The sequence below is a fragment of the Pedobacter humicola genome (genome assembly GCF_056490705.1).
In genome coordinates, this window is record NZ_JBWJIG010000002.1 from 240,814 (window position 1) to 258,616 (window position 17,803).

Here is a 17,803-nt window from a genome sequence, read left to right on the forward strand (position 1 = left end):
TATCGGAGTATAATTTTGTTCAGAGCAACAAATACGATATATGAATTCTACAAAACTATAATAGTAGCTCAATTGTCTGAAAATACAGCTCATTTTGCAAAAAAAAGAATTCGAAGCTAAGCTTTTAGTCGACTTTCTAAATTGAAAATAACTTTTTAGATCATAATTTTAATAATGCCTACATTAGCAATAACAGAACCAACGATGATTTAATAAACCATATAATCAAACCTTAATCCAAAGCGCGTGAGCGGTTGCAGTGGCATCATCCCGCAGGGAGATATAGCGAAAGACGCGACCCTTCAGGGGCACACTAAAATGAAAATAAAAAACAAATAATGTTGCAGAAGCGGGCCTAATTAAACAAATCAAAACCGTACTTAAACACCAAACAAAAGCCAAACCCGATATGGAATCCCCCACCATTCCGCATCCTATACTAAACCACAGCACATGAAAAACCTGCAATTGATCCTGCCTAACCCCTGCTTACAACAATGGAGAGACATTGAGCAGCCAGACGGCAAACATCATTGTAGCAAATGCAAAAAACATCGTAGACCTCACTCCCTGTCAGCGACAGCAGCAACATCCATTCCACAACAAAAGTTAAGAAGTATGGTCTCGTCCTTTCGCGGACAGCCAGAAAAAAATACAAAAGACTAACACCTAATATCGCACCTACTACTCCAGTGTAACAATAAGGGAATATCAGCGCTATCCAATCAATCAATCGCGTAGCAAAAGTATATAAGTTGGAGGTAATTAAATTCATTTAATCTTTGATTGATCGAAAAACAAATTGGTTTTCAAAAAAAACATTAGGCGATCTTTATATTTGGCGCCCAATGGCACTTTTATGTCGCGGTGCATAAGCAGAGTATTTCCATTGACTTCTCTTATATATGTTGCCGAAACTAAAAAAGATCTATGAACCCGAAAAACCGAAGTTACTTTAGAAAGTAATTCGCAGATATTTGTGATCGTCAGGTGTGTTTGTATGGTGACTGCGGGCGTACTAATTGCAATATAGTTTTTAAGGGCTTCTATTGCGACAATATCACAAATCGGGATTCTCATCCATCGTTGTTTATCACCTTTTACTTTAATAAATATAGAATCGATTCCCGAATCAGAAATGTTTGGATGATTTGCAGTTGATGCGGTTATACTTTTGATTACTTTCTCAAACTTCGAAAAGCTGTAAGGCTTCAACAAAAACCCTGCAACATCATTATGATAAGAATCAATTATATATTTCAAATGTGCAGTTACAAAAATGACATTTTTGACCATTTGCTTAATCTCCGCAAAAAGCTCCAATGCCGAAATTTTGTGCAACTCGATATCTAAAAATAAAATATCGGAAATCGGATTGGAGCGTAAAAACGTCAAAGCTTCTTCCAGATCTGTGAACTTCTTGAGTAACTGCAGTTCAGGTATATTCGAAATATAGTCCTGAATCATTTCTAATCCGCTGTCATCGTCGTCGATAGCGATACAATTTAATTTCATGATTGAGAGGTTTTTAGAATTTGAAATATAATAAGAAAAAATTTTAATCGCAATTTTCCAAAATACCATAATAGAAATTTTGTTGAGCAACATATCTCAAGATGGCAGGGTATAACCATTATGTCCCCAAAAAAGAATATTCTGTCCCAACTACTCAGGTTCAAAGCACTGATATCAATAGTTTTTTTTTTGCAATTATTTTATCGGATATCAAACGGATACTTCAGTTGAAATTTATTATTACAAATTGAAAATGAGCGCTTTATAAAAAAATTTCTACAACAAGATGATCTTAAACACTTAGTTATCCATACGCAAAAGGAAAGCTAATGTAAATTATCCATACGATGTGCTGTGTTATTAATCTTGCGTATTTGTATATATATTCGTTTAGAAATCTAACTGAACCTCTCATGAACCGCTTTTGTCCAACATCGTCGTATCAGCCCCTGGTCTGCCGCATTTGTCAGCGTCACTTTTTGTTCTCCTTTGGCTCAGGTGAGCCTTCCCATTATATTGGGTTCATTTTTCCAAACCCACTCCGTATGAGATCGATAACCCTGTAATCTTCATTTGGCTCAGCCCAAAAGAAATTTGCGGGTACTTCTAATAATTAACCATTCTTAACCCTAAATGTGATGCTTATGCATGAAATGAAAAAAAAGTAATTCAAAAAAATATAACTATAGAAAACAGTCAAAACTTAAATTATGAAATCAAAATTAAAACCCTATTTATTTTCTCTCCTGACAGCTTTCCTGGTGTTTAGTGGTAGCAGCACCTACAGTTGGGACAAAAAGGATGAGATGGCCTTCAAAAATTACACTTTTGGTGCAGATGAAACCTGTGAGGATGACTGCTCGTATTTCGCACAGAACGACTTTGATAACAACATGGACGATTATGAGGTTGACCTGGCGGGGTGTCTCGACGGGGTAACTGATGAGATTATCACTGACTGGGCAAGTTCACTTGCACCTGGCATACCGGAATGGACAAACTTTCAAACGGTCTACGATATTTTCGTAAATACATATCCGGATGCCATGAACTGCCTTTCACAAGCAGAATCTAACTATAATGATTCTATGGATAATTCAGCAGATAACTGGGAAGACTGCTCTAACGGATGTCAAGGTTTTTAATACTCGGAAAAATGAAGAAAACAGTAAAAATTGTAATGTCAATGATCCTATTGGGTTCATTGTTCGCCTGTAAAAAAAACGGCCCGTCAAAAGAGTACGAGACTTTGAAAACGAAACCATTTGTTTCCATGATGGCCTCTGAAAAAGTTGCTTTCAAGACAGAATTGATAAAAATACTAAGAGCAGACTCAAATTATGTAAAGTTCGATAGAGCAGTCAGACGGATGTCCGCCGAACAGATTAAAGCGCATAGGCATAAAAATGGCATGGGAAAGGCGCCGGCATTCAAAACAGATCTTGTAAGTTTTTATAAGGAAAAAAATATTGCCAATCCTCAGGAATACATTAAAAACAAAGTTCTCGCTATCAGGTATCTGGTCCTGCTTAGAAAAGAATATCCAGAGCTCTTTCATCTGGACAGGGCCACCAGGAAATCTGTCTTATCGAGGGCTTCGCCGCAATTTAAAATAGTAAGTATACTTAAAGAGAAGCACGCTAAACAGTTGACTGCTGCCAAGAATTAATTTTAAAGGGACGTTGGAGAAATGTCCCTTTTCATGTATATTAAAAGAAAAAACAATACTATGAAAAATAAAATTCTTTTCTTATCTGTTTTCTGTCTGCTGTTCTGTTATAAAAGTATGGTCAAGGCCCAGGAACCGTCAAAATTGACGATTGGGGAATTTAACCAGCTTGACAGTACCGGCCGGAGCAAATTTCTGGAAGTATTCGCGAAAAAGTTGAGCACCGATACCATTTTTATCAAAATGCAACAGGAGTCGAGGAATATGCAGAACCTTATGATGCAGCAACGGAAAGGGAAAGTGGATACTGTCGCCCAGCATGATGGTTCCATCGGGAAATCCAAAGATAAACAAACACTGGCTCAGGATAATTTAATTAAATCGCGGAAAATGATGGTTATTTATACCAGTGAACTGGTTTCAAATTATCCAAGCTATGGAAAAATGGACAGAGAGTCTATGCGCACATTGCTGCGTACTGCCAGATTGTTAATGAAAAAGAAATATTAATAAACGGGCACTTATGGAAGACCAAACTGCCAAGGTCGGTAAAACGGAAATTAAGCTATTATGGAATCTTTGTGCAGACCGTAATAAGATAAAGAAAATCCGACAACTTTTATCTGAAGAGAACTTATACAGCGAGAGTGGAACCGAAGCTATCAACGGTCTCTTAAAATCCGGTATCATTACATTTGCCGATGAGCAACCGGAGTTTGAGGAAAGATCTGTCCGGGTTACGGAGTTAGGTTATGAAATATTTCGACAGTCAAAAACTACTGCAGGAAAAAAGAGCACGGCAGATTTTGAGATTCAGGAGATCTTTCAAGCAATTTATCCAGGTGATAGAGGAATGAATCCTGGAAGACATCATAATGAGGCAACAATAAGACGTAATAAACGAAGAATCTTAATGATTGTTATCACAATATTATTGATACTGATCCTGCCGATAATCTTCCATCTGATTAAATCCTAAGGGGATATGATGTTTCGAAATCTCGTCAAAAAAAATATAACTTTAGGGCCCGTTTCTGTATTTGTTGACCGATTTATCGACATTGTATTTTCCATTATCATTATATTGGTTCCTTTGATCCAGGATATAATCAACCCTGAGATAAGGCCGAGGGATATCAATAATAATATCGCTTTAGTTCTATTTATTAATTGTGTGACCGCCCTCGCAGCGCTATCTGTCACAAAAATTGTTTTTAAAAAAACACCATTAGTATTAAAGATTAAAATAATAGACATTATTGTCATTGCGGGCCTGGTTTTTATTGTTGCAAACAGATGGAGAATATCGAACACTATGTTCTCATCCTTTAATTTCTTATTGATTCCATACTTTGCTGTTCTTTATTTTTTCTGCAGACTGCGCAATAGTCCCTTACTGATATTGAAGAGCATTGTACTTTCAGGGGCTGTCCAAGCCACATATGCATGGCTACAGTTTTTTGATGTTACTCAGAGCCATCATGTCCTGTTTAAAATGACCGGGGCTTTTGCAAATCCAGGAATTTTAGGTCAATATCTCGCCATCTCCGTGGTAGTAATTGTCGCTTTATTCTCGATTTATTATGACCGGATTGCACAATTCTTTTCTGGAAGCAGTCAGGCGCAGAAGATGAATAATCTCAAGTCATTGTTAACCTACTTAGTAACCGGATTTATTCTAATTGCTTTTTTGCTTACCCAGTCAAGAGGGGCTTATTTAGGAGCGGTACTAACCTTAGTAATTTTTTCTTATCCTAACCTGAAAAATATTTTTTGGAATCACAGACCTGAATATTTTAAAATACTAATGGCAGCGGTTATCTCAATAGTAATTGTTTCGGCAATCGGCGGGCTATATTATTTCAAAAAGGATTCCGCAGATGGACGGTTACTAATCTGGAAAGTATCAGGCAAAATGATTGCAGAAAAACCAATTTTAGGATTAGGCTTCGACAATATACAATCTGGAATTATGGATCAGCAGGCCAAGTATTTTATTGAAAAAAGGCCAGAAGGGGAAGTTAGGATTGCAGGCCAGATTGCCGGTTGCTTTAATGAATTTATACAATTAACGGTTGAAAATGGAGTAGTCGGTTTGGTTCTTGCATTAATGATGCTTGCAAAATTATTTGGAGTTAAAGGTAGCGATGAAAATAAAATTACCTTGCAACTTTTTAAGATGATTCTGGTATGCTTCCTTATAGGAGCTTTTTTTTCCTATCCCGGTCAGATACTAGCTCTAAAAATAATTTTTGTAATTGCATCTGGGGCAATCGTAAACCTGGATCGGAATTATATATATGAAATCAATATTGGTAGCGGCTATGATAATTTGAAAAAGGCCTTTATAAGCTCAGCTGGTATTTTTCTTATAATATTTTCTTTGGGTATCGGCATGAAGCTTTCACGGTGTCTTTCCTCCTGGGACAGTGCCTATCTGGCATTTCGACTGGGTGATTACGAACAGGCGTTGGATGGATATAATTTAGTATATAAAGATTTGTGTCAAAATGGCCTCTTTTTATCGGACTATGGGACTGCCTTATTGCTCGCGGAGGAATATACGCATGCAGCAAAAATATTAGAGGCCTCTGTTCCATTTTGTAATAATGCCAATACCCAAATGAATTTGGGCGTAGTAAATTATTATTTAGAAAAATTTGCATACTCAGAAAGCTCCTTTGCGAAGGCTTCTAAAATGCTTCCAAACAGGTTGCTGCCCAAATATCGGCTTGCAATTCTTTATATCAAGACTAATCAGTTAGCCAAAGCACAAAAAACAGCAATCTCTATTTTAAAACAGCCGGTAAAAGTACAATCCAAAATCACCGATTCTATTAGAAAGTCTATGCGGATCTTCTTGGATTTACACAAATAATGGTTGAGTGAACATCCAGAAGAAAATGATTCCTCCTTTTAGGCGTAAACTATTTTGGCAATAAATCACTTGCATACTTCACGAAAACTGTACCGTCTGTTTTAGACCAAACCATACGCGAATTTGGCCACGGGATCGGCGAGATATTGCAACTGAACAAAAATTTATTTGGAATTGCAGCCTGAAGAAAATTTGACCTAAAAATCAGCTCCTGTAGCTTGTGCTGATATTCTGATTCTCTCCAAAAACCGGCCTATCTCCGTTAAACTCAGATAAACCAGCTTTATCTGCTGTTTTTCGTAATTGTTCGTATCTCAAATTAGGAGGATTTTTGATCCTCCTTATTTATCACCATAGGCTTCCGACAGCGTGGTAAAACTAAAAAGTTGAAATGACAGGTTAATAATCAAACTGTTATTCCACTGACAAATTCTTAAATTATTGCTATTCATCAAATATTTTTATATGAATGACCATTTTTTTATGCGAACGGCCTATACCGCTAAGCGAAAGACATCAAAAAAAGCCATCAATTGCTAATTAACTATACAAATAGTATATTAGCAATATACAATGCCGAAACTATCACGATATGGAAATGAAAAGTATAGTCATCGATGATGAGGATTACTCACAAAACCAAATAGAAGAACTTATAGCGATAACACCAGGTGTAGTCCACGAAAAGAGTTTTAACAATGCGTATGAAGCTTTAATCTATTTACACGATCAAAACCATATTGACATTGTGTTTTTAGATATCGAGATGCCGCAAATCAGTGGCATTGAAGCCGCAAAACTGCTCAGGCCATACTGTGATTTTTTAGTATTCGTTACCGGCCATGCGGAATACGGGGCGGAAAGTTTTGATATCGGTATAGATGGTTATTTACTTAAACCGGTAAGCGAAGTTAAATTTATTCAGCAAATTCAGCGGCTCCTGGAAAGAAAGTCAAATGAACCATCCACTAAAAGTCCAGACAATTTCTTATTGGTGAAGGGAGGAGCAAAGCATAAATATGTAAGCATACAGCTCGACAAGGTTCTTTACATCAAATCGATGTCGAACTATGTACGTTTTTTTTCAACTGATGAGGAACACATCACCTATCATACGCTGAAGCATATAGAAGAGGCTATTCAAGAGCGGACTGAATTTTTGAGAATCAACAGGTCGGAAATAGTATCCTTTAATCACGTCAAGCAGGTTGATGGATACCAAATCCTGCTCAATAACGGAGATAAATTTATGGTGAGCAGAAGTTATAAAAATAAATTTGACGAATTTTTGCGCAACCGGTTACCGGGTCCAGGGGTTAGATGATCTATAAACAATATATTCGTTCGAGATTTATCTAAACTACCGGACTCTATTGTTTATCCGGGTTAATAGACGCCAACAAAAGTATTATGAAAATCAGAATAGTTACAATAACATTTATTACATTTTTCCTTGTAGGCTTTCTTTTTCAAACGAAAGCACAAAATATAACAAAAACTAGCAATTTAAAGGTTTTAAAAAAAAACATAGACTCTATTTTTGTTAAAACCTTTAGTTATAGTACACTAAAGGACAGCGTTGCCGTTTACGCGATCAACTTTAAGTTAGAAATTATTAAAAATAATAAAGGTAAAGGCGTTTTGAATAAAATTATAGCTACCGATAGTTTAGGTTTCAAACTTTTCCCTGCTTATAAAAAACTTTATAGCTTAAATTATAGTAATTGGCTAAATGGTAAACAAAAAATTTACGTGATAATACCAGTTTTAATCTATAATATTTCAGCTAAAGCTACAAGTAAATATACCAGACAAGATGGTACGCCATTAATTGATATTGAAACGGTCTCTAATGCGTATTCTAATTCCATATCATCTATGATTCCAAAAAATAATGGATGGCTGAATAATGTTGTTTTACTGGAGCCGTATATAGTTAGAATATTAAATATTGAATAATTTTGGCTAAATCGGTTTTATTATAGACGTCTTTTTGGGTTAACTTCAATTGTTATATGTGTGTATGAAAAACACACTTTATAACAATTGTGTAAGAGCTAAACCTAAAAGCGAAATTATTTTAGATGAGGATTTAACCACTTCAAATTTAGTAGAAAGTTCAACAAAAAACTTAGGAGTGACTTCTTTTGCGATTGATGATATAAGGGAAGCCATGACCCTTCATTAATATGAATGCCGGGTTGCCTTTCAGAAGTATTTTGAAGGATATTAACATTACAATAGCAATAAGGACGCCTACACATTGAACTAGCAAACACTAGCCACCCAATCTTGTGCACAGGAAAAAGCGTTGCTTAGTCTTTTGGAAAATGCAATTAACTATTATAAGGTGCCTAAAGGCAATAGTACTGCGGTGCCACAAATAATTGGAGCGGATGGGACGGTTATTCCGCTTACCTGGGCAGGACAAATTCAGTCGAATAATAAAAACGAATTAAAAAAAGAGAACCATGAAAATAATCATTTTTGCAATAGTGATCAATTGCCTCACCATATTCCAACAAGAAGAGCCGCTAAGCAAGGTCGCAAATATAGACCTTCCGCAGAAGTCAGCCCGCTTATCAAAAAATGAATTATCAGCAATTACCAAACATAAATTCAGGGCATCTCTGGCTATGTCTCAATATGGCAGGGCCTACGATGTCGGCGGCGTACTCCTGGGCTTTGAAGATTATACGACTGATCTAAAGGACTTTCAGGGGCTTGAGGATAGGAAGGAAGAGTGGTTAAACATGATGAAGGGTACTGGTGGCGCAGCAAATGTGAACCGTGCAGAAATCATTAAAGTTAATAGTACCAGATTCTTAATCCAGAGCATAAAAAGTGGGGACGAATATTTTACGTCTTTCATTTCCGATAAAAAAGGGCGAAGGGGTATTTCGGGTAGCCTTCAATATAAACTTGCGGATAAGGAAAAGGCAGATAAGATCTTAAATGGATTCTTGAAGCGCATTAGCTTCAAAGCACCATCTGTTTCAGGTGATAATTAGCTAGTACTACTTTTATACGCTGCAAAAAAGGCGACAAATGGTCCGGTGAGAAATTCATCGGTCTTTTTAAATTAGCCAATTTCAAAACTTGGAATAACTTTGACGATAAACATTGATGCAAATATAAAGAGTAATTGTTCATCAAGGATATTTCTAGGATCTTCTTTGAAGATTGGCTTTCCCAATAGTTTCCGAATAACGGTGGGATTGTGAGATTCTTAAATCTGTTTTGGATTGAGCTATATCTTACATACTCTGATTTCCAAAAACCTGTATCACAAAACAAAGTCTATTAAAGTTACCAAGAAAGGTTTTAGTGATACATAGAGAAGATCGGATATGCAAGAGTTTCCAACAAAGGGCAAATTTTCAATCTGCAAATTGAAGCACTCGAAAAAGTGCGATGTCAAATTTTAAGGAAACAACTCCGGAGCATAACAATCAGAGAAGAACCTAAAATCCGATGATTTTAAATGTGGTATTATTCTTTTTATAACCTATGATCAACAGTGTCGAGAAAGCAAAGAACAAGGATTCTGAATATGGCACAGCCATAAACATAAGAGAGGGTATTGCTAAGATAAAAAGCGAAAAGATGGTTGAAATTTTGTATTCTTTAAGGAGAAAATATACCGCCAACAGAAATATCGACAGATTCATGATGCTTATCCCCACTGCAGATAAATCTATCCATCTCCAAAAGTATGGAAAGAATGGAAAAAAAGCCATATTGCAGGGTTCGTAAGCTTTGAAAACATATCCATTCTCCTTGATCAGGTTATACCATTTGGTATCCCAATTTAAAAGATTGATGTTATCTGGCACCGTTAACATGACTTTCGCATCCAGTAGTAAAAAATAGAATGCCAAGACAAGAAATAGATGGATCGCTATCGCGCTTATAATTTTAAACATAGAATAATTTAAAAAGCAAATTTCCTGGGGAAATAGGACAATGTGATCATGAAATATTGCTGGAGAACGTTTACCTCGCCCCGGGTAATTCCGTTGAGAGAAGAATAATTTATAACGCCCTTGTTTTGTCTTAACAGGTCTAATGCCGTAAACATCACTTCAGCATCCTTTTTCTTCAAAAAGCGGTAATTAATCCCTGCATTCCAGATCGCAAAATTAATATTGTCAGAACCAGTTGATTTATTGCTTTTATAATCAACATTACTACTCAGAATAAAATTTTTAGGCCAACGGACCATTGCAGAAAGTCCCGTTACCAATGTACTACCTTCAAATACAACTCTTGATGTTCCCTTTTGAACGGTCTTAAATGTTTGAAAACCACCCAACATTCCCAGTTCCAAACCGCGAAACCCGTAATTAAGAGTAAGGGAATTATATGTTGAAGTGTTGTCCGAAATTATTCCGACAGCATTGATGAAGCTGGGATTGGTGGAGAATTTCACCGAAGCTGAGTAATTGATCTGTACCTGTTGTTCATTAATTTTCAATGCCTTATAAATCCCGGCTGACATGGTTAGATATTTCCGGTATGGCACATTTACAGTATAATGGATATTTCTTCCTATCGCATCATAAATACTACTATCAGCCATATATGAATTTATTAAACCCGATTTTACATCGATGTTATAAAACAGGTTTTTATCTGATAAATTAGTGTGTTTAAAACTGAAACTTAAACTGTGTTCATAGGACCGTCTGAGATTGGGATTGCCAAAATTCTGATAATAGATATTTGTATTATCAATTAAGGGTGCGAGCTGATAGATCCCCGGATATTGAATACTTGTATTATATGTTAGCGCGTAATTTCTTTCGAACCGTCCATACCGCTCATCCTTGTAAGAGACTTTGGCCATTGGTGTGAAATTTATATACCCTTTATCGAAATTCTGGTAATTTTTCTCAGAGGCATTGTTCTGTGAATAAAAGCTAAATTGCGGATAGATATTAATATTCAAGTTCCTTGCATATCTTCCTGACATATTTTTTATAAAGTTTTTGCTTAAATCCAGTCCCAAGCGCTCATCAACAGTATTGTACCTGGAACTATTGGTCAGCGCTTCATTTACAAAACCCGAACCTCCCGCAACATTGTCATCCAGAACAAGTGATTTCTCCCTGATGGTATAATGATTGATAAAATTCTTAAAATCAATTGAAAAAAACGGGAGAAATTCACACCCAGCAACTCACGTTTTACAAAACTTAGCTCATTGTAAAAACTTTCATCCCTATCGTCATAGTTTCTGTCAAAGATCCTGTTCTGCGCGGTATCCGTTGTAGTAAATACCGAATAGTTGTTTCTGTCATTATTTCTTTTTTTGTAAGCAAACGCGTAATCTACGCTGTACAACCTGAACCCTTCTTTTTCGCCAGGCCTGCCCCTATCTATATAACCCGCCCTCAGGCCCAGATTTTGTTGATATAAATTATTTGACTCATTTACTCTGTAATTACTGACAATATTCATGTCTTTACCTAGGGACTGATCCAGCATACTGTTGGAGCCGGAACTTTTGGAATCGTTAAAGCTCAGATCAATATAGCCCCTGGACTTCTCATTTTCATCATTATACCCGACTTTGAAATTCTGGTTTCTCACAAAATTATCAGCATCTAACACATGCTCCTTTTTAAGATCGTTATTTAATTCCGCAGCAAAAATAGTCGTGCTTTCTTCCAGATTCCGGGAATTGGTATTTGTGAGGTAATATTCCGACTTAAGGACTTTTGTTTTGGAAATGTTGTGTTCCAATGAATAACCTGTAGATGAAAATTTATTAAGACCTGTCTTAGAGAAATCAGATGTATATGAACTTGATGTTAACCCGCTCTTATAGGCGCTATAATTTAACAATTCATAAACACTATTTGCTCTCTTGTTTACATTGTTCAGGGTCCCAACTAAAGTCAACTGCGTTTTCGGATTATAAAAACTCAACATTCCATTGATATCAAATTGTTTTTTATTGCTGTATCCTGCGCCAGTTTTACCGAAGAGACCATTCTTGGCACCCTTTTTCAGTACAACATTCATTTCAGTAGCATGATGCAGTGCATCACCTTTCTTATCCTCATACACCTGTACCTTCTCCACAACACCGGTCGGTAGGTTTTTGGTTATGACTTCGGTGCTGCCCCCAAAGAACTGCTTTCCATCAACAAGCACCTTACTGATTTTTTTTCCATTGACCGTAATTAAACCGTCACTCCAGATGATTACCCCAGGCAGCGCCTTGAGCAGGTCATCAACTACGGCGTCCGGCTGCATTTTGAAGGCATCAGCATTAAACTCTAGGGTATCGCCCTTCATGGAAACGGGGGGCGGTGTGCCCCTGATAGTGACTTCTTCCAGTTCATTTTCCGTCTTGACCATGATCACTTGCTTTAAGTCCACTTTTTTTTCCGATTCTGGAATAGAAAAACTTACAGATGATCTTTTATACCCGATATAGGATACTTTTAGCACCAGGGGGATCTGAAGTGGAAGCCTGTCCAATTTGAAGCTGCCCTGATCATTTGTCAATAAATACCTGATCAGGCTATCCTTGGTATTGTATACTGATACAGTCGCGAATTCCAGTGTGTAATTATTTGACTTATCAAACACCACCCCTGATACGCTACCTGTGGGCTCAACAACCTTTCCCTGTCCTACTACACGGGGTATACAAATCGCATGACATATAACAACCGCAAATAACCACAATAGCTTATGTTTGTACATAACAGTTAAAAATTGTCATTTGTATCCATTATTCTTATAATAGGATTCTGTTGGCCGTTAATATTTTTGAACATCTTTTTCATTGAATCAGCCAACACAGGATTATCCTGACTGTTTTTCTTAATGTAATCTAAAAGATTCACGGAAGATATCGTGGAATATACGGATGAACCGTCGCATGCCATAAAACCATATTGACTGAAACTATCTCCATTAACAAGGGGTATGAATGAAGCCAGTTGATCTGTACGCACCCGGTCTAGGCATATCAGCTTACCCGAATTCAGATTTAAGAGATAGTTTTTTTTAAGGCCGCTACCAGTACTGTTGGCTTTAAAAAAAAGACTATTTCTGATATAGAAACAATTGCTCAATAAATAAATCATTTGGCCATTGTCCTGGAAATATTTAATTTTTTTTCCCTTGTACAATTCGTTAGAAAAAAAATCTGGTGGTATTGCATGTGAAGCAGGAAATATAAATTTACACCATGGTGCAACCGATGAATCGGCTATCTTATAAATGGTGTAATCATAACTCTTGGTATACAATAACGGACCTTTCCCACCCGAATAATAGAAAGGGCCACCATCAACCCCGAAGACATCACCGCCCAGGTAATCTACTTTGGACCGGGGTAAAAAATTCAGATAAGGTTGGTTCAGCTCTTTTACAAACGTGATGAAATTGGTTTTCTTCCCAGCATCCCTTTTACCATAGCCGTTGTCGGCAACGAAATTTTCAGAACCGATGTACTGTATAGAATTCCAATATCCAAACTTCTGAAAATCTACATCGGATAGTTTCTTGCCATCAAAATCATACGAATGATAAACGTCCTGTTCTGAATTCTTAAAAACAATACATTTTTTGAACCGGTTGACCGTAAAACTAACGATCATCTTTCTAGGGTCCCTGTACCCGCCCCCACCTTTAATTTTACAATGAAACTTGCCATCCCTATTAAAGAGAAGAATGCAATTGGTATCATCATCCAGAATAATAAAGTAGTCGTCCGTGATCTCCATTTGCGTAACCCTTCCAAATATTGATTTTTTTGTGCTTTCTAAAGGGATATACCTAACTTGACTAAAAAAATCACTCATAACACCGCCCTTGGCATTATCCAGATCCAACCGAATCTCTTTGACAGGATCACTTTCCCTGCCCTGAGATTGAGCGAGGGAGCACATCATGCCCGGGCAGATAAAAAAACTGAAGCAGGTAAATCGGCGAAAAAAAATCATTAACTGTTTATTCATCATATGATATTTAATTATTTTACAGGTTCAGCTCCTTCAATGTTTCGAAATTCAACGAAATAGGATAGTCAAAAAAATTTCTGAGATAAAAAATACGTGATAATCGATTACGGATCAACATAACCTTTTCACTATCAAAATCTTGTTTTGGATTATCAGTATCACTATCCGGAATCTCCAAAGGCAAAAACATTTCCCACCATTCCATAACTCTTTTTGACTTGGAGAAAAAACCATGTCTACCGATATCGATTCGATTTACCTTGAAATTAACTGTTTTTGAAATCCCCCCGATTTCGTTGGTCTTTTCAAATATTATCGGTCTAATTTTGGTTCTTGATAACATTTCAAATGCAGCGGTAAGTCCGCCGGGCCCAGCGCCAACAATTAGCGCCGTTTTTACTTCTTTTTTCATGGTTTTAGATTGAGATTAATTTTAGAACTATTTTTTATGTAAATCAGATAAAACGATTTACTATCCATTGGGAATTAACTTGTTTAATAAAAATTTGGTTAAGAATTTAAAATGAGATTTACTGACGGTGATGCGGCGCCATCGATAAAAAAGAAACCTGAGAATTACGGATTACAGAAATAAAATATTTCGTTTGAAATGAGAGAGAGCGTTTATACATTTGGTTAATTTTTGTTGAATGTAAGTCTTTATTTACTTAAAGCAAAATTTCCAACTACATTTTTGTACGAATTAAAGAAAAAAATGATCTAACGCCTTAATGCGGAATTGGAGCCTATTCTTATCAAATCTCTATTCATACGGTACTGTTATCGGAAAAGTCGTAAAATATATAAGTTGATATAAATAAAAGAATGAATTTTGAAATCGATACACTGGCAAAAATATGGCCTAATTTATCAAGTATAGATGCTACTTGATACAGTTTTGATAGAATGGAAGGGATTGCAAAGGAACTCGGTGCAGAGGTATACAATGAATCACCCGGGTTCGTTTGCATCCTTCCTGACGATGCGCGCGGCAGCGTGACCGGACGGGGTGCATCCGTTGCAGATGCCGTTACCAACTGGGATTCCAAACTTCAGGCCCATTTGCGGAACGCTTCTCATGAGGATCCGCTTGTTTTGTTTGTTAAGGCCCATCTGGCCAGATCAGCATATGAAGCATCCAACAGGAAGGTAAAAAAAACAGCATTGGACGAAAAACCCCAACATGTTATGGATTTTGAAAACCAGGTTTTTTCGGGAAAGAAGCCGGAGGCGATGAAAGAATTCGTTATAAGGCTCAGGATTTTTGCGGCCAGGAGGTTAAACGCGCCCGAAACTTTAAACCTTTGCGATCGTGTATACGCTTTGATAAATTCGTCGGCTACCTGGTCAGCCGTCTGTGTAGGTGCGCTCATGATAAGTGCGTTGCCCGTTTGATTATTGAGATCAGCAGCATGCATAAAATTAGTAGTGTCAGCCCCGGTGCAAAGAACATAACCTTGACCGCATACGGCTTGCATTCTTCGTAGAGTGCCTCACTAAAGCTATAGGGTCTTTTTTATTCTCAGAAATATTTATTACGCAGGATAAAGCTACTTACTCTACCCTAAAATCAAAGTTCTGCAGGCGTTTTTCCGACCACTCGCTGGCATACCAGTTTAGGGTAACTTTCTTCACATTAGGCACAAGATAAATTCCCCTTCCATAGACCCTGGAATAAGGATTATCTATAGATGCAAACTTTGTATAGCATTGAGAAGGCATTACCGGGATAGCTTCTGAAGAGAAGAAAATGAGGTCCTTCGCTATAATTTTTTCAGGTGCCCACATGGCAAAACTGCTGCTTAGCGATACCACCTTTGGTAGGGATATTTGCGGGCATAGTAAGTAAATGCGGCAGCGGCACCGCACCCTCATCATGATGATCCTGTACCCCACCTTGCTAAACAGCAAAATAAAAGGAAGATCGATAAATATGGCACCATGCTGTTAGCCAGAGAAGCGCACCGCATCCGTACCCTTACCTCGTTAACGCCCGCCGTGCCATAGCATAGTTAATGTTCCATTCGTTGATCTAAGGGTATTGCCATAATTGATCACGCTACAAGGTTTTTAGTTGGCCCTAACCATCAGATGCTGGCACCTGCACAGAACAATTAAAGCCTGGCATCAGACTAAAATTAAGAATGATGTTGACGCTTGCATAATAAACCATATACATTGGAGCAATGGTCCAGTCGAAGGCAATGTTAATAAACTGAAGACTATTAAAGGTCAGATGTATGGAAGGGCAAGCTTCGATTCACTCAGAAAAAGACTGGTATTAGCGCCGGATTGACCACCAAAATTTGGGGAAGAACCACTTTTAGCGGAATCCCCAGTAGGGTATGGAATCCTTCACCAAAAGTGATGATGAATCACTTTTGGTGAAATATACAGATATGTACCTCGTGCGGTAATTATGGCAATTTGACTTTAGTGAAAGTTGGTAGAGACCGTTCCGATCCCGCGCCAATTTCACCGTAAGTATTACTGCCAGTAGCCCACATAGTCCTGTCATTTTTGATCATTAACGAATGGTATTCCGATGCTGCAATCGCCGTAACATTGTCTGCCACTTTGATGAATTTGTTTTGATCCGGGCCGGTAATACCAAAAGTTTGATTGTTATATCCCGAAGCCCATAGGGTTCCATCCATTTTGATAGACAGGGAAAAAAAACGGCCGCCTGCCAGTGCTGTTACACCTTCCGCCACTTTTACGAAACGGTTTTGATTGATAGTATTACCAATGCCCAGCTCACCGTACTCGTTATGACCGGCCGCCCAAAGGCTGTTATCTGTTTTTATTATCAGAGAATGATAAGAACATGCCTTGATGGTCTTTACACCATCCATTACCTTTACGAACCCTCTTTGCTCAGCATTAGTACCTGCGCCGAGCTGTCCGTCTACATTCTGACCGCACACCCATAAACTACCATCTGTTTTTAGCATCAGCAGATGCGCTTGACCGGCAGATATAGCCTGTACGTTCTCTGCGATCTTTTGATACCTATCGCTGACATCAGCCGTAGAAAGGGTACTGAAGATTTGATAATGATTGAAACCACTGGCCCATAAAGTGTGGTCTGATTTAATCAAAAAGCCATTTTCCGGGCCAGCTTCGATTTGCTCGGCAGCGTCAGCAATCTTTACAAAATTGCCGTTTGACGTTGAATTGCCGATCCCCAGTTCTCCAAATGAATTACTGCCAGAAGTCCATACGGAATTATCGCTCTTGATAATCATGGAACGTGAATCAGAAACGGACACAGATTTTACCTGATCGAGCACCCGGGCGAAGGCAGTATACTTGTTCTTGTTACCTAAACCTAACACGGCGCCTCTATTATCGCCCGTGCTCCATAGTATATTTTTACTATCTATTGCCATGGTGTTGAGTTCTGAGGTAGCAACCTGCAGAAAAGCATCTAAAGTTGGCTGTGGTTCGGTCATGGGGCCATCGCTATCGCCTGGAGACCCTTTTTTGCAAGAAGATAAAATCAAAAGCAGAGAAACAGTTGTCATCTGGAAGAAATTCCAGATCATCTTTGGACGCCTGGCGACCGAAAGATATTTACCATACAGCGTGAACATTGATACTGTTAACCTTTTCCATGGCAATTTGTTTGGTGGGTAACATATTCTTATTATGCACCACAATTATAAGCTGTAAATTGTTACCATGCGCTCACGCAAAGCGTTCGTATATTTAATAAAACAGTTCGCATCCTCCAATACATTTGATTCTATCGCC

Annotated in this window: 19 protein-coding genes; 12 read left to right on the forward strand and 7 right to left on the reverse strand. The window is 37.7% G+C overall.

The window, feature by feature from the left end; all coding sequences use genetic code 11:
* Positions 1-771 precede the first annotated feature (771 nt).
* The gene (locus AC04Q1_RS04590) at positions 772-1,515 is read right to left on the reverse strand and encodes a LytR/AlgR family response regulator transcription factor (RefSeq protein WP_478362252.1); all 744 of its coding nucleotides are present in this window, start codon (positions 1,513-1,515) and stop codon (positions 772-774) included.
* Between the two features lie 710 nt (positions 1,516-2,225).
* Between AC04Q1_RS04590 and AC04Q1_RS04595 the strand changes: the two genes are divergently transcribed.
* From AC04Q1_RS04595 to AC04Q1_RS04640, 10 genes are all read left to right on the forward strand, one after another.
* Positions 2,226-2,660, forward strand: coding sequence for a hypothetical protein (locus AC04Q1_RS04595; protein WP_478362253.1), 435 nt, complete (start codon positions 2,226-2,228; stop codon positions 2,658-2,660).
* Positions 2,661-2,671: 11 nt separating this feature from the next.
* On the forward strand, positions 2,672-3,184 hold the full coding sequence (locus AC04Q1_RS04600; RefSeq protein WP_478362254.1) for a hypothetical protein: 513 nt from the start codon (positions 2,672-2,674) through the stop codon (positions 3,182-3,184).
* A gap of 60 nt (positions 3,185-3,244) precedes the next feature.
* Positions 3,245-3,694 carry a hypothetical protein gene (locus tag AC04Q1_RS04605; RefSeq protein WP_478362256.1) on the forward strand — a complete coding sequence of 150 codons (450 nt, stop codon included), beginning with the start codon at positions 3,245-3,247 and terminating at the stop codon, positions 3,692-3,694.
* Between the two features lie 13 nt (positions 3,695-3,707).
* The gene (locus tag AC04Q1_RS04610) at positions 3,708-4,163 is read left to right on the forward strand and encodes a hypothetical protein (protein ID WP_478362257.1); all 456 of its coding nucleotides are present in this window, start codon (positions 3,708-3,710) and stop codon (positions 4,161-4,163) included.
* A gap of 6 nt (positions 4,164-4,169) precedes the next feature.
* Positions 4,170-6,062, forward strand: a complete 1,893-nt coding sequence (locus AC04Q1_RS04615) for an O-antigen ligase family protein (protein WP_478362259.1) — start codon at positions 4,170-4,172, stop codon at positions 6,060-6,062.
* 598 nt (positions 6,063-6,660) lie between these two features.
* Positions 6,661-7,386 (forward strand): LytR/AlgR family response regulator transcription factor, encoded by a 726-nt coding sequence (locus tag AC04Q1_RS04620; protein WP_478362261.1) that lies wholly within the window; start codon positions 6,661-6,663, stop codon positions 7,384-7,386.
* A gap of 86 nt (positions 7,387-7,472) precedes the next feature.
* A complete protein-coding gene (locus AC04Q1_RS04625) occupies positions 7,473-8,021 on the forward strand; it encodes a hypothetical protein (RefSeq protein WP_478362263.1) in 549 nt (182 codons plus the stop codon).
* Positions 8,022-8,085: 64 nt separating this feature from the next.
* Positions 8,086-8,250, forward strand: a complete 165-nt coding sequence (locus AC04Q1_RS04630) for a hypothetical protein (protein ID WP_478362265.1) — start codon at positions 8,086-8,088, stop codon at positions 8,248-8,250.
* A gap of 283 nt (positions 8,251-8,533) precedes the next feature.
* Positions 8,534-9,073 carry a hypothetical protein gene (locus AC04Q1_RS04635; protein ID WP_478362267.1) on the forward strand — a complete coding sequence of 180 codons (540 nt, stop codon included), beginning with the start codon at positions 8,534-8,536 and terminating at the stop codon, positions 9,071-9,073.
* A gap of 499 nt (positions 9,074-9,572) precedes the next feature.
* A complete protein-coding gene (locus AC04Q1_RS04640) occupies positions 9,573-9,818 on the forward strand; it encodes a hypothetical protein (protein ID WP_478362269.1) in 246 nt (81 codons plus the stop codon).
* Between the two features lie 178 nt (positions 9,819-9,996).
* Here AC04Q1_RS04640 and AC04Q1_RS04645 read toward each other — a convergent pair whose 3' ends face one another.
* From AC04Q1_RS04645 to AC04Q1_RS04660, 4 genes are all read right to left on the reverse strand, one after another.
* Positions 9,997-11,037, reverse strand: coding sequence for an outer membrane beta-barrel protein (locus AC04Q1_RS04645; RefSeq protein WP_478362271.1), 1,041 nt, complete (start codon positions 11,035-11,037; stop codon positions 9,997-9,999).
* Positions 11,038-11,120: 83 nt separating this feature from the next.
* Positions 11,121-12,782 (reverse strand): carboxypeptidase-like regulatory domain-containing protein, encoded by a 1,662-nt coding sequence (locus AC04Q1_RS04650; RefSeq protein ID WP_478362273.1) that lies wholly within the window; start codon positions 12,780-12,782, stop codon positions 11,121-11,123.
* A 5-nt stretch (positions 12,783-12,787) separates the two neighbouring features.
* Entirely contained in the window at positions 12,788-13,978 is a 1,191-nt protein-coding gene (locus AC04Q1_RS04655) for a 6-bladed beta-propeller (protein ID WP_478362275.1), read from the reverse strand.
* An 85-nt stretch (positions 13,979-14,063) separates the two neighbouring features.
* Positions 14,064-14,459: an NAD(P)-binding protein gene (locus AC04Q1_RS04660; RefSeq protein ID WP_478362277.1), complete on the reverse strand. Its 396-nt coding sequence runs from the start codon at positions 14,457-14,459 to the stop codon at positions 14,064-14,066.
* Positions 14,460-14,953: 494 nt separating this feature from the next.
* On the opposite strand from AC04Q1_RS04660, the gene AC04Q1_RS04665 reads away from it, so the two are divergent.
* Positions 14,954-15,442, forward strand: coding sequence for a hypothetical protein (locus AC04Q1_RS04665; RefSeq protein WP_478362279.1), 489 nt, complete (start codon positions 14,954-14,956; stop codon positions 15,440-15,442).
* Positions 15,443-15,601: 159 nt separating this feature from the next.
* On the opposite strand, the gene AC04Q1_RS04670 is transcribed toward AC04Q1_RS04665, so the two are convergent.
* Positions 15,602-15,835: a hypothetical protein gene (locus tag AC04Q1_RS04670; RefSeq protein ID WP_478362281.1), complete on the reverse strand. Its 234-nt coding sequence runs from the start codon at positions 15,833-15,835 to the stop codon at positions 15,602-15,604.
* Between the two features lie 286 nt (positions 15,836-16,121).
* Here AC04Q1_RS04670 and AC04Q1_RS04675 point away from each other — a divergent pair, with 286 nt between their 5' ends.
* A complete protein-coding gene (locus AC04Q1_RS04675) occupies positions 16,122-16,343 on the forward strand; it encodes a transposase (protein WP_478362283.1) in 222 nt (73 codons plus the stop codon).
* Positions 16,344-16,464: 121 nt separating this feature from the next.
* On the opposite strand, the gene AC04Q1_RS04680 is transcribed toward AC04Q1_RS04675, so the two are convergent.
* Positions 16,465-17,643 (reverse strand): RCC1 domain-containing protein, encoded by a 1,179-nt coding sequence (locus AC04Q1_RS04680; RefSeq protein WP_478362285.1) that lies wholly within the window; start codon positions 17,641-17,643, stop codon positions 16,465-16,467.
* Between the last annotated feature and the right edge of the window lie 160 nt (positions 17,644-17,803).